The sequence below is a fragment of the Variovorax sp. KBS0712 genome (assembly GCF_006323185.2).
GTDB classification, from domain to species: domain Bacteria; phylum Pseudomonadota; class Gammaproteobacteria; order Burkholderiales; family Burkholderiaceae_C; genus Variovorax; species Variovorax boronicumulans.
Genome location: NZ_VCCD02000002.1, coordinates 278108 through 303892 on the forward strand (window position 1 = coordinate 278108; position 25785 = coordinate 303892).

Annotated in this window: 24 protein-coding genes; 16 read left to right on the forward strand and 8 right to left on the reverse strand. The window is 69.5% G+C overall.

Features of this window, described 5'->3' with window-relative positions:
• Window positions 1-31: 31 nt before the first annotated feature.
• Window positions 32-658, forward strand: a complete 627-nt coding sequence (locus tag FFI97_RS18145; RefSeq protein ID WP_139702390.1) for a LysE family translocator — start codon at window positions 32-34, stop codon at window positions 656-658.
• A gap of 87 nt (window positions 659-745) precedes the next feature.
• Here the strand turns inward: FFI97_RS18145 and FFI97_RS18150 are convergent, their stop codons facing one another.
• Window positions 746-952 (reverse strand): hypothetical protein, encoded by a 207-nt coding sequence (locus tag FFI97_RS18150; protein ID WP_062474353.1) that lies wholly within the window; start codon window positions 950-952, stop codon window positions 746-748.
• Window positions 953-1135: 183 nt separating this feature from the next.
• Here FFI97_RS18150 and FFI97_RS18155 point away from each other — a divergent pair, with 183 nt between their 5' ends.
• The 7 genes from FFI97_RS18155 (at window position 1136) to FFI97_RS18185 (ending at window position 10391) form a co-directional block, all read left to right on the forward strand.
• Entirely contained in the window at window positions 1136-1582 is a 447-nt protein-coding gene (locus FFI97_RS18155; protein ID WP_070062200.1) for a helix-turn-helix transcriptional regulator, read from the forward strand.
• A gap of 31 nt (window positions 1583-1613) precedes the next feature.
• On the forward strand, window positions 1614-2024 hold the full coding sequence (locus FFI97_RS18160) for a VOC family protein (protein ID WP_139702389.1): 411 nt from the start codon (window positions 1614-1616) through the stop codon (window positions 2022-2024).
• An 87-nt stretch (window positions 2025-2111) separates the two neighbouring features.
• Window positions 2112-4514 (forward strand): ATP-binding cassette domain-containing protein, encoded by a 2403-nt coding sequence (locus tag FFI97_RS18165; RefSeq protein ID WP_139702388.1) that lies wholly within the window; start codon window positions 2112-2114, stop codon window positions 4512-4514.
• A gap of 85 nt (window positions 4515-4599) precedes the next feature.
• Window positions 4600-6831 (forward strand): penicillin-binding protein 1C, encoded by a 2232-nt coding sequence (pbpC, locus tag FFI97_RS18170; RefSeq protein ID WP_139702387.1) that lies wholly within the window; start codon window positions 4600-4602, stop codon window positions 6829-6831.
• Window positions 6828-8285 carry a TPM domain-containing protein gene (locus FFI97_RS18175; RefSeq protein ID WP_139702465.1) on the forward strand — a complete coding sequence of 486 codons (1458 nt, stop codon included), beginning with the start codon at window positions 6828-6830 and terminating at the stop codon, window positions 8283-8285. The genes pbpC and FFI97_RS18175 overlap by 4 nt, the downstream gene beginning before the upstream one ends.
• Window positions 8286-8397: 112 nt before the next feature.
• A complete protein-coding gene (locus FFI97_RS18180; protein WP_095949614.1) occupies window positions 8398-9078 on the forward strand; it encodes a FadR/GntR family transcriptional regulator in 681 nt (226 codons plus the stop codon).
• Entirely contained in the window at window positions 9075-10391 is a 1317-nt protein-coding gene (locus FFI97_RS18185; RefSeq protein WP_095746504.1) for a CynX/NimT family MFS transporter, read from the forward strand. The genes FFI97_RS18180 and FFI97_RS18185 overlap by 4 nt, the downstream gene beginning before the upstream one ends.
• 19 nt (window positions 10392-10410) lie before the next feature.
• Here FFI97_RS18185 and FFI97_RS18190 read toward each other — a convergent pair whose 3' ends face one another.
• Window positions 10411-11217: a hypothetical protein gene (locus FFI97_RS18190; protein ID WP_139702386.1), complete on the reverse strand. Its 807-nt coding sequence runs from the start codon at window positions 11215-11217 to the stop codon at window positions 10411-10413.
• Between the two features lie 167 nt (window positions 11218-11384).
• On the opposite strand from FFI97_RS18190, the gene FFI97_RS18195 reads away from it, so the two are divergent.
• From FFI97_RS18195 to FFI97_RS18210, 4 genes are all read left to right on the forward strand, one after another.
• On the forward strand, window positions 11385-13619 hold the full coding sequence (locus FFI97_RS18195) for an NADP-dependent isocitrate dehydrogenase (RefSeq protein WP_139702385.1): 2235 nt from the start codon (window positions 11385-11387) through the stop codon (window positions 13617-13619).
• A 186-nt stretch (window positions 13620-13805) separates the two neighbouring features.
• Window positions 13806-14156 (forward strand): DUF1161 domain-containing protein, encoded by a 351-nt coding sequence (locus tag FFI97_RS18200; RefSeq protein WP_139702384.1) that lies wholly within the window; start codon window positions 13806-13808, stop codon window positions 14154-14156.
• Window positions 14157-14173: 17 nt separating this feature from the next.
• Window positions 14174-14776 carry a Pr6Pr family membrane protein gene (locus FFI97_RS18205; protein ID WP_139702383.1) on the forward strand — a complete coding sequence of 201 codons (603 nt, stop codon included), beginning with the start codon at window positions 14174-14176 and terminating at the stop codon, window positions 14774-14776.
• Window positions 14777-14937: 161 nt separating this feature from the next.
• On the forward strand, window positions 14938-15702 hold the full coding sequence (locus FFI97_RS18210) for an SDR family oxidoreductase (RefSeq protein WP_139702382.1): 765 nt from the start codon (window positions 14938-14940) through the stop codon (window positions 15700-15702).
• Window positions 15703-15712: 10 nt separating this feature from the next.
• Here FFI97_RS18210 and cynS read toward each other — a convergent pair whose 3' ends face one another.
• Window positions 15713-16156: a cyanase gene (cynS, locus tag FFI97_RS18215; RefSeq protein WP_095949618.1), complete on the reverse strand. Its 444-nt coding sequence runs from the start codon at window positions 16154-16156 to the stop codon at window positions 15713-15715.
• Window positions 16157-16229: 73 nt separating this feature from the next.
• A complete protein-coding gene (locus FFI97_RS18220; protein WP_139702381.1) occupies window positions 16230-16652 on the reverse strand; it encodes a DUF1348 family protein in 423 nt (140 codons plus the stop codon).
• Between the two features lie 88 nt (window positions 16653-16740).
• Between FFI97_RS18220 and FFI97_RS18225 the strand changes: the two genes are divergently transcribed.
• The 3 genes from FFI97_RS18225 to FFI97_RS18235 all read left to right on the forward strand — a co-directional run bounded on the left by FFI97_RS18225 (window position 16741) and on the right by FFI97_RS18235 (window position 19543).
• A complete protein-coding gene (locus tag FFI97_RS18225; protein ID WP_139702380.1) occupies window positions 16741-17322 on the forward strand; it encodes a TetR/AcrR family transcriptional regulator in 582 nt (193 codons plus the stop codon).
• A 32-nt stretch (window positions 17323-17354) separates the two neighbouring features.
• On the forward strand, window positions 17355-18248 hold the full coding sequence (locus FFI97_RS18230; RefSeq protein ID WP_062478020.1) for a LysR substrate-binding domain-containing protein: 894 nt from the start codon (window positions 17355-17357) through the stop codon (window positions 18246-18248).
• A 137-nt stretch (window positions 18249-18385) separates the two neighbouring features.
• Entirely contained in the window at window positions 18386-19543 is a 1158-nt protein-coding gene (locus FFI97_RS18235; RefSeq protein WP_139702379.1) for an alpha-hydroxy acid oxidase, read from the forward strand.
• A 36-nt stretch (window positions 19544-19579) separates the two neighbouring features.
• On the opposite strand, the gene FFI97_RS18240 is transcribed toward FFI97_RS18235, so the two are convergent.
• Window positions 19580-20020 (reverse strand): hypothetical protein, encoded by a 441-nt coding sequence (locus FFI97_RS18240; protein ID WP_070062185.1) that lies wholly within the window; start codon window positions 20018-20020, stop codon window positions 19580-19582.
• A gap of 229 nt (window positions 20021-20249) precedes the next feature.
• On the opposite strand from FFI97_RS18240, the gene FFI97_RS18245 reads away from it, so the two are divergent.
• Window positions 20250-20597 carry a hypothetical protein gene (locus FFI97_RS18245; protein WP_139702378.1) on the forward strand — a complete coding sequence of 116 codons (348 nt, stop codon included), beginning with the start codon at window positions 20250-20252 and terminating at the stop codon, window positions 20595-20597.
• A gap of 24 nt (window positions 20598-20621) precedes the next feature.
• On the opposite strand, the gene FFI97_RS18250 is transcribed toward FFI97_RS18245, so the two are convergent.
• From FFI97_RS18250 to FFI97_RS18260, 3 genes are read right to left on the reverse strand one after another with little or no spacing between them, the layout of a single operon-like run.
• Window positions 20622-21596, reverse strand: coding sequence for a tripartite tricarboxylate transporter substrate-binding protein (locus FFI97_RS18250; protein ID WP_139702377.1), 975 nt, complete (start codon window positions 21594-21596; stop codon window positions 20622-20624).
• Between the two features lie 30 nt (window positions 21597-21626).
• Window positions 21627-22979, reverse strand: coding sequence for an alpha/beta hydrolase family protein (locus FFI97_RS18255; RefSeq protein WP_139702376.1), 1353 nt, complete (start codon window positions 22977-22979; stop codon window positions 21627-21629).
• Window positions 22976-25753, reverse strand: coding sequence for a tannase/feruloyl esterase family alpha/beta hydrolase (locus FFI97_RS18260; RefSeq protein ID WP_139702375.1), 2778 nt, complete (start codon window positions 25751-25753; stop codon window positions 22976-22978). The genes FFI97_RS18255 and FFI97_RS18260 overlap by 4 nt, the downstream gene beginning before the upstream one ends.
• Window positions 25754-25785 lie beyond the last annotated feature (32 nt).

A 25785-nucleotide genomic window follows, 5' to 3' on the forward strand; every position in this document is an offset into this window, starting at 1 on the left:
CCTTCCCACACCACCAGGAGCATCCATCCCCATGCCCATCGAACTCTGGCTCGCCTTCGTCGCCGCGTCCGCGCTGCTCTTGATCATTCCGGGGCCGACCATCCTCACGGTGATCAGCTATTCGATGTCGCACGGCCGACGCGCCAACGTGCCGCTGGTGGCCGCCGTGGCGCTGGGCGATTCGACCGCGCTGGTGGTGTCGCTGCTGGGCCTGGGCGCGTTGCTGGCCACCTCGGCCTTCTGGTTCACGGTGGTGAAGTGGGTCGGCGGCCTGTACCTGCTGTACCTGGGCATCAAGCTGCTGCGCGCCGGCATCTCGTCCACCGAGACCGCCGCGCCGGCCGCACCGGCCTCGCGCTGGCGCCTGTTCGCCAACACCTACCTGGTGACGGCGCTGAACCCCAAGGGCATCGTGTTCTTCGTGGCCTTCCTGCCGCAGTTCATCCGCCCGGGCGCCGACGTGTCGCATCAGATGTGGGTGCTGGCGCTGACCTTCGTGGCGCTGGCCACGCTCAATGCCACGCTCTACGCGGTGTTCGCGAGTTCGGCCGGCCGGCTGCTCGCCTCGCCGCGCGCGCAGCGGCGCTTCCACCTGGCGGGCGGCTCGCTGCTGAGCGCGGCCGGCCTGTGGGCGCTGATGGCGCGCCGCGCTGCCTGAGCACATCCACACACGCACAAGAAAGAAAAAAGACCGCGGGGCTGCGCGCCTCGCGGTCTTTTTCTTTGGGGGCCTTCGGCCCCGGTGTCAGTAGCGGTAGGGATTGTTCGGCCGGCGGTCGTAGCGATTGGGCACGCCGTCGTTGTCGCGGTCGCGGTCGTAGCGGTTGGGCACGCCGTCACGGTCGCGGTCGTAGCCGTGGCCGCGCGGGGGCGGGCCCCGGTCGTAGGGTGCGACCACGCAACCAGCCAGGATGGCCGAGGCGGCCAGCAGAAGCGCGAGTGTTTTCGTCATGCGGAGTTCTCCTTGGGTGGGGCTGTACGGTCGGGCGCGCCTGCTGCGAGCCCGTACCGTATTGAAGCCCCGCTGCGTGCGCGTCGGGTTTCCAGATGCAGGCGCTTGTGTGAAGTTCGTTACCGGATGTGGAACCTTTGCCTGCGCTTGAGCACGCCGTAGCGACGTGGCACGATCCCGCCGATGACCGCCACGCAGCCCCAGCCCTCCCTGCCCGACCTCGCACGGCTGCGCCGCGTGCGCGACCGCATCGACCGCGAGCACGCGCAGCCGCTGGACGTGGAAGCGCTCGCGCGCGACGCGAACATGTCGGCCGGGCACCTCAGCCGCCAGTTCCGGCTCGCCTATGGCGAGTCGCCCTACGCCTACCTGATGACGCGGCGCATCGAGCGCGCGATGGCGCTGCTGCGCCGCGGCGACCTGAGCGTGACCGAGGTCTGCTTCGAGGTCGGCTGCGCCTCGCTGGGCACCTTCACCACGCGCTTCACCGAGTTGGTGGGCGTGTCGCCCGGCGTCTACCGGCGCGAGGCGGCGCAGGCGACGGCGGGCATGCCGGCGTGCATCGCCAAACAAGTGACGCGCCCGATCAGGAATCGAGAAGCGCGAAACCCCGAGTCGCACCTAGCATGACGGCCCGTACACACTTCGGACCCTCGTCACCATGAACCTCAGCATCCACTCGAGCTTTCTCCCGCACACCGACGCGCAGGCCTCGCTGGCCTTCTACCGCGACACCCTCGGCTTCGAGGTGCGCAACGACGTCGCCTACGGCGGCATGCACTGGATCACGGTCAGCCCGGCCGGCCAGCCCGCCACCTCCATCGTGCTGTACCCGCCGGCCGCCACGCCCGGGCTCACCGACGACGAGCGCCGCACCATCGCCGAGATGATGGCCAAGGGCACCTTCGCCTCGCTGCTGCTGGCCACGCCCGACCTCGAAGGCACCTTCGAGCGCCTGCAGGCCCGCAGCACCGAGATCGTGCAGGAGCCCACCGACCAGCCCTACGGCGTGCGCGACTGCGCGGTGCGTGACCCGGCGGGCAACCTGATCCGCATCCAGCAGACGCGCTGAGCCGGCCCGCCGGCGCCGCAGCCCCCTGACCTCCTGCACGGGCGCCGCCGCCGTGGCGGCCCCGTGTCCCTTCCAGAGAAAGACCCGATGAGCAGCAAGGCCCCGAAGAAGGAAGCAACGCGCACGAAGGACGCGAACGGCGGGCACGCCGCCGACCACCACGACCTCATCCGCGTGCAGGGCGCGCGCGTGAACAACCTGAAGGACATCAGCGTCGAGCTGCCCAAGCGCCGGCTCACGGTGTTCACGGGCGTCTCGGGCTCGGGCAAGAGCTCGCTGGTGTTCGGCACCATCGCGGCCGAGTCGCAGCGGCTCATCAACGAAACCTACAGCGCCTTCGTGCAGGGTTTCATGCCGACGCTGGCGCGGCCCGAGGTCGACGTGCTCGACGGCCTGACGACCGCGATCATCGTGGACCAGGAGCGCATGGGCGGCGATCCGCGCTCCACCGTCGGCACCGCGACCGACGCCAACGCGATGCTGCGCATTCTCTTCAGCCGCCTGGGCAAGCCGCACATCGGCTCGCCCAGCGCCTTCGCGTTCAACGTGCCTTCGGTGAAGGCCACCGGCGCCATCACGGTGGAGCGCGGCGCCAGCAAGACCGTGAAGCAGACCTTCAGCCGCACCGGCGGCATGTGCCCGCGCTGCGAAGGCCGGGGCGCGGTCACCGACTTCGACCTGAGCGCGTTCTACGACGACAGCAAGTCGCTCAACGAAGGCGCGCTCACCATCCCGGGCTTCAGCATGGAAGGCTGGTACGGGCGCATCTTCAACGGCTGCGGCTTCTTCGACCCCGACAAGCCGATCCGCAAGTTCACGAAAAAAGAACTCGACGCCCTGCTCCACAAGGAGCCGACCAAGATCAAGATCGACGGCATCAACCTCACCTACCAGGGCCTCATTCCGCAGGTGCAGAAGTCGTTCCTGGCCAAGGACGTCGAGGCGATGCAGCCGCACATCCGCGCCTTCGTGGAACGGGCCGTGACCTTCACCACCTGCCCCGAGTGCGAAGGCACGCGGCTGAGCGAGGCGGCGCGTTCGTCGCGCATCAAGAAGCTCAACATCGCCGAGGCCTGCGCGATGCAGATCAGCGACCTCGCCGCGTGGGTCGGCGGCCTGAACGAGCCCTCGGTGGCGCCGCTGCTGGCCAAGCTGGCGCACACGCTCGATTCGTTCGTCGAAATCGGCCTCGGGTATCTGAGCCTGGACCGCCCCTCGGGCACGCTCTCGGGCGGCGAGGCGCAGCGCGTGAAGATGATCCGCCACCTGGGCTCCTCGCTCACCGACGTGACCTACGTCTTCGACGAACCGACCATCGGCCTGCACCCGCACGACATCCAGCGCATGAACGAGCTGCTGCTGCGGCTGCGCGACAAGGGCAACACGGTGCTGGTGGTGGAACACAAGCCCGAGGCCATCGCCATCGCCGACCACGTCGTCGACCTCGGCCCCGGCGCGGGCTCGGCGGGCGGCACGGTCTGCTTCGAAGGCAGCGTGGCAGCGCTGCGCACCAGCGGCACGCTCACGGGCCGGCACCTGGACGACCGGGCCGCGCTCAAGAAGAAGCTGCGCCAGCCCACCGGCGCGCTGCCGATCCGCGGCGCCAAGGCGCACAACCTGCGCAACGTCGATGTCGACATTCCGCTGGGCGTGCTGGTGGTCGTGACCGGCGTGGCGGGCTCGGGCAAGAGTTCGCTGGTGCACGGATCGATTCCCGCCGGCGCGGGCGTGGTGGCGGTCGACCAGGGCGCGATCCGCGGCTCTCGCCGCAGCAACCCCGCCACCTACACCGGCCTGCTCGACCCGATCCGCAACGCCTTCGCCAAGGCCAACGGCGTGAAGCCGGCGCTGTTCAGCGCCAACTCCGAGGGCGCCTGCCCCACCTGCAACGGCGCGGGCGTGATCTACACCGACCTGGCGATGATGGCCGGCGTGGCCACGATCTGCGAGGAGTGCGAGGGCAAGCGCTTCCACGCCTCGGTGCTCGAACATCATTTCGGCGGGCGCGACATCAGCGAGGTGCTCGCGATGCCGGTGACCGAGGCCACGGCCTTCTTCGGCGAGGGCCCGGCGCGCACGCCGGCCGCGCACGCCATCCTGCAACGGCTGGCCGACGTGGGCCTGGGCTACCTGAGCCTGGGCCAGCCGCTCACCACGCTGTCGGGCGGCGAGCGCCAGCGGCTCAAGCTGGCCACGCACATGGCCGAGAAGGGCGGCGTGTACGTGCTCGACGAGCCGACCACCGGCCTGCACCTGGCCGACGTGGCGCAGCTGCTGGCCCTGCTCGACCGGCTGGTGGATGCGGGCAAGTCGGTCATCGTCATCGAGCACCACCAGGCGGTGATGGCGCACGCCGACTGGATCATCGACCTGGGCCCCGGCGCCGGTCACGACGGCGGGCGCGTGGTCTTCGAGGGCACGCCGGCCGATCTGGTCGCCAAGCGCGCCACGCTCACCGGCCAGCATCTCGCGGCGTACGTCGGCACCTGACGCGCCCGTGGGCGAGCCCCGGAAGGCATGGCGGAGAATGGGCCGTCTCCGCTTTGCCTGCCGCCCCGCGGCCCCGTCTGCTGCGATGCCTCTTGCGTTCTCGTTTTCTTCCACCGCCCGGCACACCCTGGCCGTGGTCCTGCTGACGGCAGCCGCCGCACCCTCCGCCTGGGCGCTGGCCAGCTTCGAGGAGGTCAAGCGCGACTTCCGTTCCTCCGAGACCGCCGTGCTCGACCGCCAGGGAGAGCTGCTGCAGCGCGTGCGCACCGACCCCACGGTACGGCGCGGCCAGTGGACCGCGCTGGCCGACGTGTCGCCCGCGCTGCGCGCGGCCATGGTGCTGAGCGAGGACAAGCGCTTCTACGAACACAGCGGCGTCGACTGGCGCGCCGCCTCGGCCGCCGCCTGGGGCAACCTGTGGAACACGCGCACGCGCGGCGCCTCGACCATCACCATGCAGCTGGCGGGCCTGCTCGACGACGACCTGCGCCGCGCGGCGGGCGGGCGCAGCTTCACGCAGAAGATCGGCCAGACCGTGGCCGCCACGCAGCTGGAGCGCCGCTGGCGCAAGGACCAGATCCTCGAGGCCTACCTGAACACGGTGCCCTTCCGCGGCGAGATCGTCGGCATCGACGCGCTCTCGCGCACGCTCTTCAGCAAGGCCCCGAGCGGGCTCGACGCGCGCGAAGCCGCCGTGGCCGCCGCGCTGGTGCGCGCGCCCAACGCCCGCCCCGCGCTGGTGGCGCAGCGCGCCTGCGAGGTGCTGCGCGTGATGGAGCCCGGCGCCAGGACCGACTGCGAGGCACTCGACATGTTCACCAGCGCGGTGGTGCAGCGGCGTGCGTTCGAGCCCAACGAAGGCATCGCGCAGCATGCCGCGCGGCGGGTGCTGCGCGAGCTGCGTGATGCCGGGGATGCAAAAGCCACCGCGCCCACCAGCGTGCGCACCACGCTGCGCGCGCCGCTGCAGCGCTACGCGCTCGACAGCCTGCAACGCCACCTGCGCGAACTGCGCGACCGCCACGTGGAAGACGGCGCGCTCGTGGTGCTCGACAACGCGAGCGGCGAGGTGCTGGCCTGGGTCGGCTCCTCGGGCCCGCTGAGCCAGGCCGCCGAGGTCGACGGCGTGACCGCGCTGCGCCAGCCCGGCTCCACGCTCAAGCCGCTGCTGTACGCGCAGGCCCTGGCCGAGAAGCGCATCACGGCGGCCTCGCTGATCGAGGACTCGTCGGCGCAGATCAGCACCGCGAGCGGCCTCTACATTCCGCAGAACTACGACCGCCGCTTCAAGGGCCCGGTGTCGGCGCGCACCGCGCTGGCCGCCTCGCTCAACGTGCCGGCCGTGCGCACGCTGGTGATGGTGTCGCCCGAGGCCTTCGCGCGCGAGCTGCGCGCCGCCGGCCTGCCGCTGCGCGAGAGCGGCGACTATTACGGCTACAGCCTGGCGCTGGGCAGCGCCGAGGTGTCGCTGCTGTCGCTGGCCAATGCCTACCGCATGATGGCCAACGGCGGGCGCTTCGGGGCGACCACGCTCACGCCGCGCCCACCCGCCCCGGCCGGCAAGCACAAGCCCGCAGAAGCCGCGCCGCTGCTCGACCCGCGCGCTGCCTTCATCGTCAGCGACATCCTCTCCGACCCGAACGCGCGCACGCGCACCTTCGGCCTGGACAGCATCCTCTCGACCCGCTTCTGGACCGCCGTGAAGACCGGCACCAGCAAGGACATGCGCGACAACTGGGCCATGGGCTGGTCGCAGCGCTACACGGTCGGCGTGTGGGTCGGCAACGCCAGCGGCGCCTCGATGTGGGACGTGAGCGGCACCAGCGGCGCCGCGCCCGTGTGGGCCGAGGTGATGCGCTTCCTGCACGCGCGCGAACCCAGCCGCGCGCCCGCGCCGCCCGCCGGGCTGGTCGAGGCGCGCGTGAGCTTCGGCCCGGGCGCCGACGGCAGCCCGCTCGAAGCGGCGCGCAGCGAATGGTTTTTGCAGGGCACCGAGCAGCCGCTGTTCGCACTCGACACCGGCATGGCGAGCGACGCCGCCTCGGCGCGCATCACGGCGCCGGCCGACGGCACGATCCTGGCGCTCGACCCCGACATTCCGCCGCAGCGCCAGCGCGTGCGCTTCGAAGCCGAAGGGCGCGGCGTGCAGTGGCGCATCGACGGCAAGTTCCACGCGCGCGGCAACAGCGCGCAGTGGCTGCCGTGGCCGGGGCGGCACCTGATCGAGCTGGTGGACGCCAGCGGCAAGGTGGTCGACCAGCGCCGGGTTGAAGTGCGTGGTGCGGGCGTGGTGGCGGCGAAGGGCGCACGCCGATGAACGCGCCGTTGTCGCTGCCCCGCTGGCTGTCGCTGTGCCTCGCCTTGCTGCTCGTGCTGGGCCTCGCCGGCCAGCGCGCCGCGCAGGCCAAGCCCGTGCCGGTGCCGCCGATGAGCTCGCGCGTGGTCGACCTCGCGCAGGCGCTGCCGGCCGGCGAGGCCGAGGCGCTGCGCGCGCAGATCGCCGACATCCAGGGCCGCACCCAGGCCCAGCTCGCGGTGCTCATCGTGCCGACCACGGGCGAGGACAGCATCGAGGCCTACGCCACGCGCGTCTTCGCGAAGTGGCGGCTGGGCCGCAGCGACGCCGACGACGGCATCCTGCTGCTCGTGGCGCAGAAAGACCGGCGCATGCGCATCGAGGTCGGCACCGGCCTCGAAGGCACGGTGACCGACATCCAGGCGGCCCGCATCATCGACCGCGAAATGGCGCCGCGCTTTCGCGAGGGCGACTTCGCCGGCGGCGTGCAGGCGGCCGTGGGCGCGCTCGCGCGGCTGCTCGACGGCGAGGTGGGCGTCGTCGCACCCGAGTCGCAGCAGATCGTCGTGGACCGCGCCCCCGCGCCCGACGACGAGAAGGTCACCAGCCTGACGCGCGGCGGCCGCGTCACGCCCGAGGGCTGGGGCCTGATGGGCGTGGTGCTGTGGGGCCTGGGCCTGGGCATCTGGCACGGCCGCGGCGTCCCGCGCGACCCGCGGCGCGGCAGCTCGGCCTCGCGGCGCGCCGAAGAGAAAAAACGCAAGGGCAAGGGCAAGCGCAAGGGCAGCACGCGCCCCGAACCCTGGGCCGACGCCCTGGCGGCGATCGAGCCCGCACCGGCGCGTGCGCGCCCTGCCCCGCGCGACCTGCGCCTGGTGCTCGGCCTGCTCGGGGCCGGCCCGCTGGCGGCCGGCGCGGCGCTGCTGAACCCGGCCATCGCGCTGGTGCTGGCGATGCCGGCGATCTTCGGCTACGGCCTGGGCTTTCTCTGCGGCATGTCGCGCACGGCAGCCATCTTCATGGGCGGCTTCGTGCTCGTGATCGCGTCGCTGGTCGCCATTGCGTGGACGGTCGGCGCCGACCGCTTCTGGTGGGGCTTTTTGTGGGCGCTGTGCATCGGCGGCGTGACGCTGTTCGCGGTGATCATCGTGCGCTGCATGGTCAACACCTTCCAGCGCAGCGTGATCAGCTTCCTCGTCCGGCTGGTCATCGTGGCGGGCATCTGCGGCTACGTGTTTCACATCACCTCGCCCGGCCCGGTGCCGGACACCTCGTGGATTCCCATTGGGCTGGCGGCGTTCTTCTCGATGCTGATCGGCTTCCTGCCGCCCGGCGTCTGGGAATCGGGCAGCAGCGACGACGATGGGGACAGCGGCTGGAGCAGCAGTTCGTCGTCCTCTTCCTCGTCGTCGTCTTCGTCCTCCTCGGACAGCGGCGGTTCGAGCAGCGGCGGCGGCGCCTCGGGCAGCTGGTAAAGCGGGCGGCAGGGCCCCCTTCCGCGCCGCCTCATGCCCCTCCCGCCGACCGCGTCTTTTTAACAGTGGTTAAATTCATCCAATCATTCAATGAATAAGCCGCCCTGATCCCATGCTCGTCCAACCGCCCCGCACCTCCCTGGCCGACGCCGCCGCGAACAGCATCCGCACCGAGATCGCGGCGGGCCGCTGGCCCATCGGCTCGCGCATTCCGATCGAGCCCCAGCTGGCGCAGCTGCTGGGCGTGAGCCGCGGCACGGTGCGCGAGGCGGTGAAGACGCTGGTCTCGCGCGGCCTGCTCGAAGTGCGGCAGGGTTCGGGCACGTACGTGCGCTCGGGCTTCGACCCCTCGGCCAGCCTGCAGAAGCTGCGCTTGGCCAGCCTGCGCGACCAGTTCGAGGTGCGCCGCGCGCTCGAGGTCGAGGCCGCCCGGCTCGCCGCCGTGCGCCACACCGCGAAAGACCTGCGCCGGCTGAACGCCCTGCTCGACAAGCGCGGCCAGCCCGACCTGGCCGACGGCGGCGCGGCCTTCATCGAGCGCGACCTGGCCTTTCACCTGGCCATCGTCGATGTGTCGGGCAACCTGGCGCTGGTCGAGACCTGCCGCTTCATCACCGGCTACATCAAGGAAACCATCGCCAGCACGCTGAGCGCCAGCCTGCCCGAGCCCGACGAGGCGGCGCACCGCGCCATCGTCGAAGGCATTGCGAGCCGCGACCCCGAGCGCGCCGCCGCCGCCGTGCGCGAGCTGATGGCGCCGACGCTCAACGCGCTCGCACTGGGCACCGCATGAACTCCATGACCTTGCCCACGGGTGTTGCTGCGCGCACCCAGGCGGCGCCATCGGGCGCCGAAGAACTGCTGATCGACGCCGAAGTCGACAGCCTGCCCGCGCCGCGCCCCACGCCCACCCCCAGCCGGGGCCGCCGGCTGCTGCTGGGCCTGACGGTGGTGCTCATCGCCTTCAACCTGCGCCCGGTGTTCGCCAGCCTGTCGGTGGTGCTGCCGGAAATCATCCGCGCCACCGGCCTGTCGGCCACCGCCGCCAGCCTGCTGACCACGCTGCCGATCGTCTGCCTGGGCGTGTTCGCGCCGATGGCGCCCTGGCTCGGGCGCCGCTTCGGCACCGAGCGCACGCTGCTGGGCTGCATGGTGCTGATCGGCGTGGGCACGGTGCTGCGCGGCACCGGCAACATCCCGCTGCTGTTCCTGGCCTCGGCCATCGCGGGCAGCGGCATCGCGGTGTCGAACGTGCTGCTCTCGGGCCTGGTGAAGCGCGACTTCGCCAAGCAGGCCGCGCTGATGATGGGCCTGTACACCATGGCCGTGTGCGGCGGCGCCGCCAGCGCCGCGGGCCTCACGGTGCCGCTGGAGCACGCACTGGGCGGCGGCTGGACGCTGGCACTCGCCATGTGGGCCGTGCCGGCCGCGCTGGTCACGTTCATCTGGGCGCCGCAGGCGCTGCCGCTCAAGCCGGTGGCCAGCGAGTCGGGCTTCACCGTGCGCGGCCTGTGGCGCGACCGGCTGGCCTGGCAGGTGACCTTCTTCATGGGGCTGCAGTCGGCCCTGGCGTACATCGTGATGGGCTGGCTGGCGCCGATCCTGCGCGAGCGCGGGCTCAGCGGCGAAATGGCCGGCTACGTGGTGTCGCTGTCGGTCATGACGCAGGTCGTGACCTGCCTCGTGGTGCCGGCGCTGGCCGTGAAGCTGCGCAACCAGCGCGCGCTGGCGGTGGTGCTGTCGGCGATGACGGTGGCGGCCATGCTGGCCATGCTGTTCGCGCCGCTGGATGCCCCCGGCGGCATGTGGACCTGGGCCGTGGTGCTGGGCATCTCGCAGGGTGGCACCTTCGCGCTGGCGCTCACGATGATCGTGCTGCGCTCGCCCGATTCGCACATCGCCGCGCACCTGTCGGGCATGGCGCAGGGCGTGGGCTACATGGTGGCGGCCTTCGGCCCGCTGCTGGCCGGGCTGCTGCACGGCTGGACCGGCAGCTTCCGCGCCTCGGCGTGGCTGTTCGTCGGCCTGGGCGTGGTGCTGGTCATGGCGGGGCTGGGCGCGGGACGCACGCTGCACGTGGGCGCGGTGACGGTGCCGCGGCACTGAGCCGCAGTCTGCTGCCTGCCTACTGCAGCCCGCCGTCGCAGGCGGTCGGTTTCCGGGCGCTGTCGTCCGTGAAGTCGACGCTGGTGCGCTTGTTGCCGGCCGGCCCCGTGTGCGCCGGCCGCTCGCTCTGCAGCCAGGTGTAGCGCCACACATAGGGACCGCCGGCCTTCGCCGGCGCGTCGTAGGCGATGCGCAGGCTGCCGCGGCTTTCGTCGTGGCAGTGCTTCGAGGTCTTGTATTCCTTCTCGCTGAAGCAGGCGCGGATCGACCGCGAACACCAGTACGGGATGCCCTCGCGCGCAGCCTTGGCGCGCTGCCCGGGCGGTGTGTCCAGCGGCACGAAGTCGGCCGTCACATAGGACGCGCCGCCGCCCGAATAGCTTTCCGATTCGCGCTGGGTCACGGCCACGGCCCAGCGGCCTTCGGCCAGCGGGTAGAGCACCGGCGCGAGGGCCAGGTGCAGCTCGGGGTCGGTGCTGGGGCGGTCGCGCTGCTGCGAGGCCACGTAGGTCGAAAAATCGTGCAGCTGCGCGAGCTGCCAGCCACCGGTGCCGGCGTCGCGCTTCAGGCGCGCCATGGCCAGGGGCTTTTCCGAGGTGAGCAGGTAGTCGTCGGGCGCGCCGCCGTCGCGCGGGCGGTGCAGCTTCAGCGCCTGCGCATCGCAGGGCTGCGGCAGCAAGGCGCACAGGTGGGCGCGCCACATGGCGTCGATGGCCTCGGGCGTCTTGACGGCCACGAAGACCTGGGCGGCAGGCGCGGCGAGCACGGGGCCGGCCGGCAGCGACGCGAGAAGACCGACGATCCCGGCAAGAGGCAGCTTTTTCATGGGGCGCAATGGTAGCCATCGCGGGAAGCCCTGGCAGAGGGGTCATCGGGGTTTCTCCGGCCGCGACGCGGCCCGACCGGGCGACAATGGGGGGCTCCGGCGAAAGTCCATTTCGCCCAATGAAATTTCAGCCCTCTCGACAACCCAGAACCTACGGAAGCAAGCGCATGAGCACGAAGCAACCCACCATCGTCTACACCCTCACCGACGAGGCGCCCCTGCTGGCGACCTACGCCTTCCTGCCCATCGTGCGCGCCTTCACGGCTCCGGCCGGCATCAACGTGACGACGAGCGACATCTCGGTGGCCGCCCGCATCCTGGGCGAGTTCCCCGAGTTCCTGAGCGACGACCAGAAGGTGCCCGACAACCTGGCCGAGCTGGGCAAGCTCACGCTCAAGCCCGAAGCCAACATCATCAAGCTGCCCAACATCAGCGCCTCGGTGTCGCAGCTCAAGTCGGCCATCAAGGAACTGCAGGGCAAGGGCTACAAGATCCCCGACTACCCGGAGAACCCGACCTCGGACGAGGACAAGGACATCCGCACGCGCTACAACAAGTGCACCGGCAGCGCCGTGAACCCCGTGCTGCGCGAAGGCAACTCCGACCGCCGCGCGCCCCGCGCCGTGAAGGAATACGCCCGCAAGAACCCGCACAGCATGGCCGAGTGGAGCCAGGCCTCGCGCTCGCACGTCTCGCACATGCACGGCGGCGACTTCTATCACGGCGAAAAGTCCATGACGCTGGACCGCGCGCGCAACGTCAAGATGGAACTGCTCACCAAGAGCGGCAAGACCATCGTGCTCAAGCCCAAGGTCGCCCTGCTCGACCGCGAAATCATCGACTCCATGTTCATGAGCAAGAAGGCCCTGCTGGCCTTCTATGAAAAGGAAATCGAAGACGCGCACAAGACCGGCGTGATGTTCTCGCTGCACGTGAAGGCCACGATGATGAAGGTCTCGCACCCCATCGTGTTCGGCCACTGCGTGAAGATCTTCTACAAGGAAGCCTTCGAGAAACACGGCAAGCTGTTCGACGAGCTGGGCATCAACGTCAACAACGGCATGGTCGACCTGTACAACAAGATCGCCACGCTGCCCCAGAGCACGCAGGACGAGATCAAGCGCGACCTGCACGCCTGCCACGAAGGCCGCCCCGAGCTGGCCATGGTCGACTCGGCCAAGGGCATCACCAACTTCCACTCGCCCAACGACGTGATCGTGGACGCCTCGATGCCCGCCATGATCCGCAACGGCGGCAAGATGTGGGGCGCCGACGGCCGCCTGAAGGACGTGAAGGCCGTGATGCCCGAATCGACCTTCGCCCGCATCTACCAGGAGATCATCAACTTCTGCAAGTGGCACGGCGCCTTCGACCCCAAGACCATGGGCACCGTGCCCAACGTCGGCCTCATGGCCCAGAAGGCCGAAGAGTACGGCTCGCACGACAAGACCTTCGAGATCCCCGAAGACGGCGTGGCCAACATCACCGACCTGGACACCGGCGAAGTGCTGATGAGCGAAGACGTGGAGAAGGGCGACATCTGGCGCATGTGCCAGGTCAAGGACGCCGCGATCCGCGACTGGGTGAAGCTGGCCGTGAACCGCGCGCGCAACTCCGGCATGCCGGTCGTGTTCTGGCTTGACGCCTACCGCCCGCACGAGGCGCAGCTGATCACCAAGGTCAAGATGTACCTGCACGAGCACGACACCACGGGCCTGGACATCCAGATCATGAGCCAGGTGCGCGCCATGCGCTACACGCTGGAGCGCGTCGTGCGCGGCCTGGACACCATCAGCGCCACCGGCAACATCCTGCGCGACTACCTGACCGACCTGTTCCCCATCATGGAACTGGGCACCTCGGCCAAGATGCTGTCGATCGTGCCGCTCATGGCCGGCGGCGGCATGTACGAGACCGGCGCGGGCGGCTCGGCCCCCAAGCACGTGCAGCAGCTGGTGGAAGAAAACCACCTGCGCTGGGATTCGCTGGGCGAGTTCCTCGCGCTGGCCGTGAGCCTGGAAGACCTGGGCCTGAAGACCGGCAACGCGCAGGCCAAGATCCTGGCCAAGACGCTCGACGCCGCCACCGGCCAGCTGCTGGACAACAACAAGAACCCGTCGCCCAAGACCGGCCAGCTCGACAACCGCGGCAGCCAGTTCTACCTGGCCATGTACTGGGCGCAAGAGCTGGCCGCGCAGACCGACGACAAGGACCTGCAGGCCAAGTTCAAGAAGCTGGCCGAGACGCTCACCGCCAACGAGAAGAAGATCGTCGACGAACTCGCGGCCGTGCAGGGCAAGGCCGTGGACATCGGTGGCTACTACCTGGCCGACCCGAAGAAGTTCGAAGCCGTGATGCGCCCGAGCCCCACGCTGAACGCGGCGCTGGCACCGGCGGCCTGATCCCGCTGCGCCTGCGTTTTCCGGGTCTGCACTGACCCGGAAGCCCTCACACCAACGGCCTGTCGCTCGCGCGGCAGGCCGTTTGTTTTTGCGTTTGTCTTTGCGTCTGCCGCCGCGCAGCGCGAAACTAGACGTCGACTCCCCCGCCCCCATTCCACTGCAAGAGAAAAGAAAGGCAGGCCCCTCATGAAACTCCGTCTGCTTGTGACTGCTGCTGCCGCCTCGACCCTGCTCGTGGCCGCCGGCGGCGCCCACGCCCAGAGCAACTGCGACACGCTGCGCGCCGAGATCGAGGCCAAGATCGCCGCATCGGGCGTGACGAACTTCAGCGTCGTCACCGTCGATGCCGCCGCCACGGCGAGCGGCCAGGTGGTGGGCAGCTGCGACCTGGGCACCAAGAAGATCGTCTACCAGCGCAAAGGCGGCGCGGCCTCGCCGGCCCCTGCATCCCCATCAGCCCCCGCACCGCGCGGCGAACCGATGCTCACCGAGTGCAAGGACGGCTCGGTGTCCATGGGCGGCAGCTGCAAGCCCTGAGCCGAGGGCAGCATCGCGTGATCTGGCCCGCCCTGCGCCTCTTCTTCGGCCTGCTGACTCTCGTGGCGATCGGCTGGCAGCTGACGATCCATGTGCGCATGGGCTTCAACGTCGTCAACTTCTTCAGCTTCTTCACCAACCTCTCGAACCTGTTCGCGGCCATCGTGCTGGTGCTGGGCGCGCGCCGCCTCTGGCAGCCGGCGTCCACGGGGCCCGACGAAGGGCTGCGCGCCATCTCGGCCGTGAACATGGTGGTGGTCGGCATCGTCTTCTCGCTGCTGCTGCGCGACGTCGACCTCGGCGCGCTGCGGCCGTGGATCAACACGCTGCTGCACCACGTCATGCCGTGCGTCGTGCTGCTCGACTGGCTGCTGCAGCCGCCGCGCAGGCGCCTCGGCGGCCGGCAGCTGCTGTGGACGCTGGTCTTCCCGATGGCCTACCTGGTCTACACGCTGGTGCGCGGCAGCCGCACGGGCTGGTACCCCTACCCCTTCCTCAACCCTGCCAACGTCGGCGGCTACGGCGGCGTGGCCGTCTATGCGGCAGGCATCGCGCTGACCTTCGGGCTGGCGGGATGGGGGTTGCTGGCGTTGGGGAACCGGCTGGGCCGGCGCATCTGACGCGGCCTCGCGCACGGCTCGCCTGTTTCTGCATTTCGCAGGATCAGGCAAAAACCTCGTTCGATCCGGATACCGCCTCCTGCCCCTTCGCCCCGAGACTCCTCTGCATGCCCGGCGCACCCTTCGCGCCGTGGCGCATCGACCCGCATGAGGAGTTTTGTATGAGTGCAATCCAGGACACAGTGGTTCTCGTCACCGGCGCCAGCAGCGGTATCGGCGAGGCGACGGCGCGGCGGCTCGCGCGGCGCGGCGCCCATGTGGTGCTCGGCGCGCGCCGCACCGAACGGCTCGCGGCGCTCGCGGCCGAGATCAATGCCACCGGCGGCTCGGCGAGCTTCCGGCGGCTGGACGTGACGCATCGGCCCGACATGGAGGCCTTTGCCGAGTTCGCCCTCGACACGCACGACCGCATCGACGTGCTGGTGAACGCCGCCGGCGTGATGCCGCTGTCGCCGCTGTGGCAGCGCAAGATCGAGGAATGGGAGCTGATGATCGACGTCAACCTGCGCGGCATGCTGCTGGGCGTGGCGGCCGTGCTGCCCGCGATGCAGGAGCAGGGCTGGGGCCACATCGTCAACGTCGCGCCGGTGGCCATGGGCGGCGCCACGCCCGACTCGGCCGTCTACCACGGCACGCAGTACGCGGTGCAGGCGATTTCCGAAGGGCTGCGGCGGGAACACGCGGGGCGCGTGCACGTCTCGCTGGTGAGCCCCGACGTGGCCGAGGCCACCGACCCGCTGGCCGAGCGCATCGCCGACAGCTACGCCTTCGAGCGCATGCGCACGCGACGGCGGCTGACCACACCGGTCGACGGCGTGGCGCGCGCCATTGCCGGTGCCATCGAGGGCGCGCGCTACGGCATGGCGGGCCCCGGCTGGCGCCCGGCCCCGACGCCGCGGCCGAAGCCGGCGGCGCCGGTGTGCTGAAAGCCGAACGTCAGTAGCTCTTGTACGGCAGGAACTTGCCCGACAGCACCACGTTGACGCGGTCGCCCTTCGGGTCGGGCTGGCGCTGGATGTCCATGCTGAAGTCGATGGCACTCATGATGCCGTCGCCGAACTCTTCATGGATCAGCTCCTTGATGGTGGTGCCGTACACGCTCACCACCTCGTACCAGCGGTAGATCAGCGGGTCGGTCGGCACGGGCGTGGGCAGCGAGCCCTTGTAGGGCACGACCTGGAGCCACTTCTGCTCCTCGGGCGTGAGGCCGAAGATCTTGCCGATGACCTTGGCCTGCTTGTCGTCGAGCGTCATCTGGCCGAGGCAAGCCGCGGTGGTCCACTCTTTCGACAGGCCGACCTTTTTGGCCACGTCGGCCCACTGGATGCCCTTGGACACCTTCACGGTGATGATCTTCTCGGTGACGTCGTTGCGGTTCATGCGGCTTGGCTCCTGGGTATGAAGGGATGCGACAGGGCAAGCAACAGGCATGCCCGTTGTCGCCCCCTGCGCCTCAGCGCTCCCAGCGGAACTTGCGCTCCGATTCCGCAATGGGCTGGTCGTTGATGCTCGCGTAGCGCTTTTGCATCAGACCGTTCTGCGCAAACTCCCAGTTCTCGTTGCCATGGCTGCGGAACCACTGGCCCGCGGCGTCGTGCCATTCGTACTCGAAGCGCACCGCGATGCGGTTGTCCATGAAGGCCCACAGCTGCTTCTTCAGCCGGTAGTCGTGCTCGCGCTCCCACTTGCGCGACAGGAACGCCACCACCTGCGCGCGGCCATTGACGAAGTCCGCGCGGTTGCGCCATTCGGTGTCGGGCGTGTAGGCCAGGCTCACGCGCGCGGGGTCGCGCGAGTTCCAGGCGTCTTCGGCGGCCTGGACTTTCTGGAGGGCGGATTCGAGGGTGAAGGGCGGCAGCGGCGGGCGGGATTCCATGGCGGTCTTTCAGTCAAAGAAATGAAGTGATGAAGGCCTGCAATGTGCCATGAGTAGACAGACCTGTCTACATGCCTACAATCGCCGCATGGACATCTCTGCACTGCCCGCGCGCGAGCGCATCCTGCTCACGGCGCACGAGCTCTTCTATGCCGACGGCATCCGCGCCACCGGCATCGACCGCGTGATCGCGGCGTCGGGCGTCACCAAGGTCACCTTCTACCGGCACTTCCCGTCGAAGGACGACCTGGTGCGCGCCTTTCTCGACCACCGGCACGGCGTGTGGATGGCCTGGTTCGTCGATGCGCTGGGCCGGCGCGACGCGCAGCAACGCATCGCGCAGGGGCAGGCGCTGCCGGTGCTGGCCGACGTGATGGCCGAGTGGTTCGCCGACCCGCTGTTTCGGGGCTGTGCCTTCATCAACTCGGTGGTGGAAGTGGGGGCCAGCGTGGCCGGCGCCGCCGACATCGCGCGCGAGCACAAGCGCGAGATGGTCGAGGTGATCGCCGGCCTGCTGCCCGACGGCCCGCAGCGCATGGCCGTTGCACAGGTGGCCGCGCTCGGCGTTGACGGCGCCATCGTCAAGGCGCAGATGGGCGATGCGGCCCTGGCGCGCGAGGCGGTCGACGACCTGCGGCGGCTGCTCGATGCGCTGGTCGCCCTTCGATAACATCGCATCGCTCACTCCCTTCCAAAAAGCACATGGCATCGACGCGACTCCCCTCGACCCAGGGCCTGCAGGCCTTCGAGGCCGTCGCGCGGCTGCGCAGCGTGAACCTGGCGGCCGAGGAGCTCAGCGTGACGCCCAGCGCCGTGAGCCATCGCATCCGCCAGCTCGAGACGCAGCTCGAGCTCAAGCTCTTCACCGGCAACGACTTCGGCCTGAGCGCCGACGGCGTGGCCTACCTGGCGCGCGTGCGCGAGGCCATCGCGGCGCTGCAGCAGGTGCCGGGGCGCGAGCCCGCGTCGCAGGTGCGGCGGCTGCGCGTGGCGGTCACGCCCACCTTCTCGCGCCAGATGCTGCTGCCCCGGCTGGCCGAGTTCCGCGACGCCTACCCGACCATCGAGCTGATGCTGCAGGTGACCATGCCGGTGCGCAACTTCACGGCCGAAGACGCCGACATCGAGCTGCGCTTCGGCACCGGCCCCTTCCACGACCGCGAGTTCTGCCAGCTGCTGGCCGACGACGTCTCGCCGGTGTGCAGCCCCGCTTACCTGGAACGCCACGGGCCCTTCGAGCAGCACTTCTCGACCGACGCCGAGGTGGCGCGCGTGCAACTGCTGCGCACGCCGCTGGAGTCGTGGCGCATCTGGTTCAAGGCCTGCGGCATCGGCCTGCCCGAGCCGGCCGTGGGCCACCAGTTCAACGACCTGGGGCTCGCGCTCGATGCGGCCGCCGAAGACTTCGGCGTGGTGCTCATGCACCTGCGGCTGGGCCGCGCCTGGCTGGACAACGGCCGGCTGGTGCGCCTGTCGCCGCACAGCGCGCCCTCGCCCAACGCCTACTTCCTGTGCTGGCGCCCCGGCACCATGGAGCGCTGGGAATGCGCCACCTTCGTCGAATGGCTGCGCCAGGCGCTGCGCGAGCCGGGCTGAATAATTTTCAGCCGGGGGGTGGGCTTTTTTCAGGTCGCCGGCGCGTTTCCCCTGCAGACTCGACCCCCGGCGCTGCCGTGGCCCGCATGGGCCGCAGCGCGCCGCGACCCCCATAACACCAGCCAGGAGACTCCCCCGTGCCCGACCTTTCCAAGATCACCTGCATCGAAGACCTGCGGGCGATCGCCCAGCGGCGCGTGCCGAAGATGTTCTACGACTACGCCGACTCCGGCGCCTGGACCGAGGGCACCTACCGCGCCAACGAGAGCGACTTCCAGAAGATCAAGCTGCGCCAGCGCGTGGCCGTGAACATGGAAGGCCGCTCCACCCGCACCACCATGATCGGCCAGGAGGTCGCCATGCCCGTGGCCATCGCGCCCACGGGCCTGACCGGCATGCAGCACGCCGACGGCGAAATTCTGGGCGCACGCGCCGCCAAGGCCTTCGGCATTCCGTTCACGCTCTCGACCATGAGCATCTGCTCACTGGAAGACATCGCCGAGAACACAGACCGCCACCCCTTCTGGTTCCAGCTGTACGTGATGAAGGACCGCGACTTCATCGAACGCCTGATCGACCGCGCCAAGGCCGCCAACGTGTCGGCGCTGCAGCTCACGCTCGACCTGCAGATCCTCGGCCAGCGCCACAAGGACATCAAGAACGGCCTGTCGACGCCGCCCAAGCCCACCATCAAGAACCTCATCAACCTGGCGACCAAGCCGCGCTGGTGCATGGGCATGCTGGGCACCAGGCGCCGCACCTTCGGCAACATCGCCGGCCACGCCAAGGGCGTGAAAGACCTGTCGTCGCTGTCGTCGTGGACCGCCGAACAGTTCGACCCGGCCCTGAGCTGGGCGGACGTCGAATGGATCAAGAAGCGCTGGGGCGGCAAGCTGATCCTCAAGGGCATCATGGACGAGGAAGACGCGCGCCTGGCCGTGGCCAGCGGCGCCGACGCGCTCATCGTCTCGAACCACGGCGGGCGCCAGCTCGACGGCGCGCCCTCCTCCATCGCCGCGCTGCCGGCCATCGCCGATGCCGTGGGCAGCCAGATCGAAGTGTGGATGGACGGCGGCGTGCGCAGCGGCCAGGACGTGCTCAAGGCCCGCGCGCTGGGCGCACGCGGCACGTTGATCGGGCGCAGCTTCCTGTACGGCCTGGGCGCCTACGGCCAGGAAGGCGTGACGCGCGCGCTGCAGATCATCCACAAGGAACTGGACATCACGATGGCCTTCTGCGGTCGCACGCAGATCGATGACGTGAAGTCGGACATCCTGTTGCCGGGGACGTTCTGACGCGGTCTGGCAGGGCCACGCCCGACGGTTACCCGCTCACTTCGTGAACCGTCGGAACGGCGCGCTCAACAGGCAGCCCAGCCAGAGCGTCGCCAGCCCGTCCGATGCCTCGTCGTGCCAGCCGCTCTTGTCGTTCCAGAGCAGCATCCTGTCATCGATGCTCACGCTCCACCTGGCATCCGGCAGCACTTCGCGGCGAATCCGGTTGAGGCAGGCCACCCAGTGGCTGGCCCCCTTGTGCATGGCGAACGCCTTGTTGTCGGGGAGTTTCGTGGCGCCTTCCAGTACCTTTCCCCCGGTGAGTCCGGACGCCTCGTAGAGCGTGAAGGTCTCCCAGTTGAGGCCCTTACCTGAATGCGCATGGCGGTCGGCTTCGTCGACTTTGTCGAAGGCAGCCACGATCGCGTCCAGGCGCTGCGCTTCCTCGCGGGTCAGGGGACTGTCTCGTCTTGCGTCGTAGTAGATGCTGAAGCTCATGGAGCCGATTTCTGATGAACAGGATCGACGAGGGTAATGGCTCTGAGCTGCGCCCTGGTGCATTCGATGCGGTGGGGCTAACTCGTTCACGATCGGTTTGCGATTGCCACGGCAAGCAAACTACTTGCGTCACGGTCATTACTGATTCCAGCGCGACCTGCTGCATGTGCATGAGACAGCTCTCCCTAAGATTTTGAGGAGGCCACAACGGTCCGACAGGGAGAGAAAAATGACAGTACAGAACTCACGCAGCACCGCGCGACGCGATTCGATGAATGCCGGCCTACGACTGGTGCTGAGCGTGCTGACGTGGGTCGTTTCGATCCCGGTCCTCAATGTCCTGCTCACCGGCCTGGCGCGACGCCAGGTCCTGACATTGACAGGGACCGGTGTAGCCCTCGTCGCCTGCGCCCTGCTCTTATGGGCAGGGTTGATCTACTGGTGGCAGGTTCCAGCCCCCCCCAGCATCGCAAGACGCGTGACGTGCTTCATTGCCTACGTCGCCGTCATGGCACTGCTGGGGCTGATCGGCGTGTGGGCCGCCTTCTGGGCCACCGTTGCCATCCACGGGCTCTGAGCGCGATGCGCGCGGCCGACAACCTCAGTCCGCGTACACCCCCGCCGCCTTGATGATCGGACTCCACTTCGCAATCTCCGCCGCCACGAACTTCTTGTGCCCCTCGGGCTCGATGCGGCCGTCGGTGGCGACCACGGCGCCCAGCGCTTCCTCGCGCTTGATGAAGTCCGCATCTTTCAGTGCCGCTTTCAGCGCATCGCTGATCTTCTTGAGCACCGGCGCGGGCGTGCCCTTGGGCGCGTACAGGCCGTGCCAGATCGTCACCTGGAAGTTCTTCAGGCCGGCCTCGTCGAGCGTGGGCAGGTCTTTCAAAAGCGGCGTGGTCAGGCGCTTGGGCGTGGTCACGGCATAGGCCTTGACCTTCTTCGCCTCGATCTGCGGCGAGGTGTTGGTGCTCTGGTCGCACAGGAGGTCGATCTGGCCGCCGATCAGGTCGGTGATGGCGGGCGCCGTGCCCTTGTAGGGCACGGGCGTCATCTCGGTCTTGGTGGCGCTCTGGTAGAGCAGGCCGCACAGGTGCGAGGCCGAGCCGATGCCCGCGTTGCCCAGGTTGATCTTGCCCTTGTTGGCGGCGATCCAGGCGGTCAGCTCCTTGTAGTTGGTGGCCGGCAGGCTGGGCTTGGCGATGAGCGTCATGGGCACGTCGTTGACGATGCCCAGGTACTCGAAGTCGGTCTCGACCTTGAACGGCACGTTGCGCACCAGCGTCGGCACGGTCGCCATCGCGATGTGGTTCAGCAGCAGCGTGTAGCCGTCGGGGTTGGCGCGCGCGACCTTGGCCGCGCCGATGGAGCTGCCCGCGCCGGGCACGTTGTCGATGATGACGCTGGCGCCGCCCAGCGGCTTGCGCAGCGCCTCGGCGAGGTCGCGCGCGACACGGTCGGTCGGGCCGCCGGCCGCGAAGGGCACGACGATGGTCACGGGCTTGCCTGCGGGAAAGTCTTGCGCGTGAGCGCACACGGCAAGGGCCACCGCCGCGAGGGCGAACAGTTTTTTCATGAAAGTCTCCGTCAAGGTCAAAAAGAAGAATCAGGGCGCGCGCGAAGGCACGCGGCTTTCGAGCGTCGGGGGCTGCCACTCGGGCTGGATGTGGCAGCCGTTCTTGCCGTCGGTGTCGTAGCGCGGCATGAGCGCCAAGCAGCGTTGCGCCAGGCTCTGGGGCGTGGGCTTCTCGCCCTTGTCGATCCAGTCGAGCAATGCACCGAAGAGCGCGGGGTATTCCGAGTCGCTGAGGTAGCTGTGCTCGCGCTCGGCGCTGAAGCTCTGCACCAGGTGCCCGCCGGTGCCGGCCGCGTCGCGGATGCGGCGGTAAGCGTTCTCGAGTTCGACGAACGCCGTGGGGTCGTCGATGGCATGCAGGCCCACGGTGGGCAGCGAGGTGCGGCCGGTGGGCTGGCTGTCGGCCGCGAGCGCGCCCTGGGCCTGCGGGTCGGCCGCGTAGCGCAGCACGCCGGCATTGAGCGCCGCATCGTCGCCCGATCCGCTGTAGACCACGCCGATGTTTCCGAAGGGGTTGCGGCCCTTCAGGCGCTGCTGCACGAGGTCCTGGAACAGCCACGTCGCCCAGTTGAGGTGGCCGACGAGCGAGCGCTCGGGAATCTTCACGACCGACAGGATCGTCTTCAGCCGCGCCGCCTGCTCGGGCGTGCGCTGCGCGGCCGGTGTGCCGACGCCGGTGCAGTCCTTGACGCGTGCAGCGAGGTCGGCGCGCGTGAGCTTCGCGTCCATCGGCAGCCCCATCCACAGCGGGTACTGCGGCTCGTCGGGCTTGGGATGGTTGCGGCAGACGTACTGGTACACCACGCGCAGGTCGAGCCGGAAGTCGTACGCGCTGTTGCCGCCGCCGAGCACGCCGCTGGTGAGCAGCAGGCCGTCGTAGGGCGACTTCGCATCGCCCACGGGCGCATACAGTTCTGCCGCTTTCGCCGCCACGCCCGCGCCGTAGCTCTGCCCGTGCAGCAGCGTGCGCTGGGGCTGGCCGAAGTGGCGCACGACGATCTGGCGCAGCCGCTCGGTGTCTTCGGCCGCCATCGTCACGCCGTAGCCGCCGCGCCGGTAGGTGGAGCCGGCCCACGCGTAACCGGCCTTCACGGTGACGGCCCAGCGCTTGAGGTCTTCCTCGCTGCGTGCAAGCTTGGGCGCACCGGTTTCAGGCCCGCCGTGCGCGTGCATCACGAGCACGCCGCGCTGCCAGTCCTTGGGAATGGCGATCCAGTAGAACGAGCCCCCACCGTCTTCGCCGGTGTAGCAGCGCGCGCTCTCCGGCACGGGCGACGGGCAGGCCGTGGGCTTCGGCGCGGTGGCAAGTGCCGCGTGCGCGGACAGCAGCGGCGCGGCCCCCAGCCAAGCGAAGGCGGCAAGTTGCGAGAGGTATTTTTTCAATGGCGTACTCCGAGGTCCAGCGTCGCGTTCGCCCCATCGGTGGTGACGAAGGCCACGACGCCGCTGTTGAAGATGAGATGGCCCGGCCGGCCGGCGCCGGCCTGCGCCACGCCGAGCACCGGCGTGTCGTAGCCCAGCGTGGTGGCCGCGCCGCCGAGGTTGAAGGCGGTGCCGACCACGGTGGCTTCGCGGCTCTCGCCCTTCACGCTGACCATGGCGTAGCTGCCGTCGGCCGCGCCGGGCATGAGGGTCTGCTGCACCGCGAGCAGGCGCAGGCCCGGCTGGATGACGGTGGCCGCGCCGCTGGAGGTGTCGCCCGCCGGCACGGCGGTGGCCACGCGGCGCAGGTACAGCGGTGTCGATACGCCGTTGACCAGCCCGATCACCACCGAGCCGGTGAGCGTGCCGCCCTCGGTCTCGGCGGTGCCGCTCGACGAGGTCGAGGTCGTGTACATGTCGAAGGCCCCGCGCGCCGTGCTGTAGGCGAGGTAGCCCTTCTCGGTGTTCTTGCAGGTCTGGTCGTAGGTCATGAAGCTGTTCGACGCCGGGCTGCGGCAGAACTGGAAGGTGCCCGCATTGCGCAGCCGCCCTGCCGACGAGAACGCCGCCGTGGTGCCCGCGCCGAGCTGCTCCACGCCGGCCGCATTGAAGATCAGCGACACCGAGCGGAAGTCCGTCGACGGCGACACGTTCTGGAAGGTGTTCTGGAACGCCACCAGCGGCGAGAAGCCGCTGCCGCTCGGCGGGTTCACGCCACCCAGCAGCACGCCGCCGGCGCCGAAGCTGAACACCGCCCCACTCTCGCCGCTCGTGTAGCTGCAGCTGCCCTGCGACACGAGCGAGCCGCTGCGCTGCGTGCCGACCCGCGTGGGTTCGTGGCTCGCATCGATGGTCACGGTGTAGGCCAGGGTGGCCGGGTCGATCTGCACCTGCAGTTCCTCGCCGAAGCTGTTGCCGCCTTTGTAGCGCGTTGCGCTCGCCGGCAGGTTGGGGCAGGCCAGCGGGTCGCCGACCTCGGTCACGCAGCTGAAGTTGACGGCCGCATCGAGGCTGCCGTTGCCGCGGTACTTGGGCCACGACGGAAACTGGCACAGCGGGCGCGTGCGGCCGTAGCTGCCGGCCACGGCGTCCACCGCCACGGGCGTGGCGGGCGCGAGGCCGGCCTCGACCCAGCCTTCGAGCGCCGCGAGCGAGTCCCAGTTGGGAATGAAGCTGCCGGTGCCGTGGCCCATGCCGGGCACGGTGTAGAAGCGCACGTTCTGCGTGACCGCGGCCTGGCCCAGCGTGGCGACGAGCTGCTGGTAGTAGTCGATGGTCGAGTTGGGGCTGATCACCTCGTCGGCCAGGCCGTGCAACATGATCAGCTTGCCGCCGCGCGCGAAGAAGGGCGCAAGGTTCGGGTCGGTCGCGTCGGTGAGCTTCGACACTTCGGCCACGCGCGCCGCATACGTGCCGGGGTTCTGCGGATCGAAGGTGAGCGTGTTGAAACCGGCATCGCGCGTGACGAAGAACTTCACCCACTGGTCGCCCGTGACGTACATGTTGGCGTCGGCCGAGGTGGCGGGGTTGCCCGGCACCTTGCGCGTGCCGAGGTCGCGCGTGGTGTACGGGCCGGCCACGAGCGCGCCTTCGAGCAGGTTGTAGCCGCCCGCGCGCTTCACGCCGTTGGCGAGCGAATAACTCGTGAACTCCAGCGGCGATTCGATGGCGTGCACCGTGTCGATCTGCGCGTCCGACAGGCAGGTGTCCGCCGTGTCGGCGCCGTTGGGGCAGCGCAGCGCCGCGAGGATCTGCGTGTTGAGCTGGCGGCAGCTTTCGACGTTGCTCACGATGTTGTCGATCGCGCCGTCGAGCTTGTCGCAGGCCTGCATCGCGGCCTTCTGCACCAGCAGCGTTTCCGTCAGGTTGAGCCAGCCCTTGCCGCCGTCGTTGTACAGCGCGCGACCCACCGCCACGTTCGACAGCCGCGTGCCGGTGTAGTTGAGCGCGGGCTCGTTGGCGATCACGCCGTCGTAGTCCTGCGGCCAGCGCTGGATGTAGCTCAGCGCGTCGCGCCCGCCGGTCGAGGTGCCGAGGAAGTAGGCGTGCCTGGGCTTCACCGCATAGCGCGCGAACACCAGCGCCTGCGCCACGTCGCGCGTCTTCTTGAGCGACTGGCCGCCGTAGTTGGCCAGCTGCTCGTCGTTGGCCGCGAACTTGCCGTCGGTGATGCTGCTCGACTGGTGGCCCGAGTCGTCGCCGTAGGTGGCGTAGCCCAGCGCCAGCGGCGCGGGCTTGCCGACGGGGCCGAAGCGGATGACCTCGGTGCCGTCGATGAGCACGCCGTCGAAGCCACCGCCGCCGAAGTGGATGGTCTTCTGGTTCCACTGCTCGGGCAGGTTGACCGCGAAGTGGATGAGCTGCGAGGCCGGGTCCACCGGCGCGATGGTGCCGCGCACGCGGCAATAGTCGCCCAGCGTGTTGCCCGCGTCGCCGGCCGCCACGGGCGTGGCGCTGGTGACGGTGGCGCCCTGCGTGGGCAGGCTGATCAGCGCGGCGGGCAGGCTCTTGCCGGCCAGGTCGGCGCAGGCCACGATGGGCAGCACGGGCGGGGGTACTGTGCCGGGCGGCTCCTCGGCCGGCGGGGTGCCGCCGCTGGCGGGCGGCGGGGTCGGCAGGAAGAAGCCGGGGCTTCCTCCTCCCCCGCTGCCGCCACCGCAGGCGGCCATGACCAGCGACGCGCAGATCAGCGCAACGACGACACGAAACTTCGAGGCAGGGCGCGGTGTGCGCATGGATTTGTCTCCGGCATGCAGCCTCGGCGGGC

What these genes read in the sequence shown, in the direction of transcription:
- FFI97_RS18220 (WP_139702381.1), bottom strand. Translation starts at nt 16,652, where the DNA reads ATGGAATCCCGCCCGCCGCTGCCGCCCTTCACCCTCGAATCCGCCCTC.
- FFI97_RS18175 (WP_139702465.1), top strand. Translation starts at nt 6,828, where the DNA reads ATGAACGCGCCGTTGTCGCTGCCCCGCTGGCTGTCGCTGTGCCTCGCC.
- FFI97_RS18195 (WP_139702385.1), top strand. Translation starts at nt 11,385, where the DNA reads ATGAGCACGAAGCAACCCACCATCGTCTACACCCTCACCGACGAGGCG.
- FFI97_RS18250 (WP_139702377.1), bottom strand. Translation starts at nt 21,596, where the DNA reads ATGAAAAAACTGTTCGCCCTCGCGGCGGTGGCCCTTGCCGTGTGCGCT.
- FFI97_RS18210 (WP_139702382.1), top strand. Translation starts at nt 14,938, where the DNA reads ATGAGTGCAATCCAGGACACAGTGGTTCTCGTCACCGGCGCCAGCAGC.
- FFI97_RS18260 (WP_139702375.1), bottom strand. Translation starts at nt 25,753, where the DNA reads ATGCGCACACCGCGCCCTGCCTCGAAGTTTCGTGTCGTCGTTGCGCTG.
- FFI97_RS18165 (WP_139702388.1), top strand. Translation starts at nt 2,112, where the DNA reads ATGAGCAGCAAGGCCCCGAAGAAGGAAGCAACGCGCACGAAGGACGCG.
- FFI97_RS18160 (WP_139702389.1), top strand. Translation starts at nt 1,614, where the DNA reads ATGAACCTCAGCATCCACTCGAGCTTTCTCCCGCACACCGACGCGCAG.
- FFI97_RS18230 (WP_062478020.1), top strand. Translation starts at nt 17,355, where the DNA reads ATGGCATCGACGCGACTCCCCTCGACCCAGGGCCTGCAGGCCTTCGAG.
- cynS (WP_095949618.1), bottom strand. Translation starts at nt 16,156, where the DNA reads ATGAACCGCAACGACGTCACCGAGAAGATCATCACCGTGAAGGTGTCC.
- FFI97_RS18225 (WP_139702380.1), top strand. Translation starts at nt 16,741, where the DNA reads ATGGACATCTCTGCACTGCCCGCGCGCGAGCGCATCCTGCTCACGGCG.
- FFI97_RS18200 (WP_139702384.1), top strand. Translation starts at nt 13,806, where the DNA reads ATGAAACTCCGTCTGCTTGTGACTGCTGCTGCCGCCTCGACCCTGCTC.
- FFI97_RS18150 (WP_062474353.1), bottom strand. Translation starts at nt 952, where the DNA reads ATGACGAAAACACTCGCGCTTCTGCTGGCCGCCTCGGCCATCCTGGCT.
- FFI97_RS18245 (WP_139702378.1), top strand. Translation starts at nt 20,250, where the DNA reads ATGACAGTACAGAACTCACGCAGCACCGCGCGACGCGATTCGATGAAT.
- FFI97_RS18180 (WP_095949614.1), top strand. Translation starts at nt 8,398, where the DNA reads ATGCTCGTCCAACCGCCCCGCACCTCCCTGGCCGACGCCGCCGCGAAC.
- pbpC (WP_139702387.1), top strand. Translation starts at nt 4,600, where the DNA reads ATGCCTCTTGCGTTCTCGTTTTCTTCCACCGCCCGGCACACCCTGGCC.
- FFI97_RS18145 (WP_139702390.1), top strand. Translation starts at nt 32, where the DNA reads ATGCCCATCGAACTCTGGCTCGCCTTCGTCGCCGCGTCCGCGCTGCTC.
- FFI97_RS18155 (WP_070062200.1), top strand. Translation starts at nt 1,136, where the DNA reads ATGACCGCCACGCAGCCCCAGCCCTCCCTGCCCGACCTCGCACGGCTG.
- FFI97_RS18185 (WP_095746504.1), top strand. Translation starts at nt 9,075, where the DNA reads ATGAACTCCATGACCTTGCCCACGGGTGTTGCTGCGCGCACCCAGGCG.
- FFI97_RS18190 (WP_139702386.1), bottom strand. Translation starts at nt 11,217, where the DNA reads ATGAAAAAGCTGCCTCTTGCCGGGATCGTCGGTCTTCTCGCGTCGCTG.
- FFI97_RS18240 (WP_070062185.1), bottom strand. Translation starts at nt 20,020, where the DNA reads ATGAGCTTCAGCATCTACTACGACGCAAGACGAGACAGTCCCCTGACC.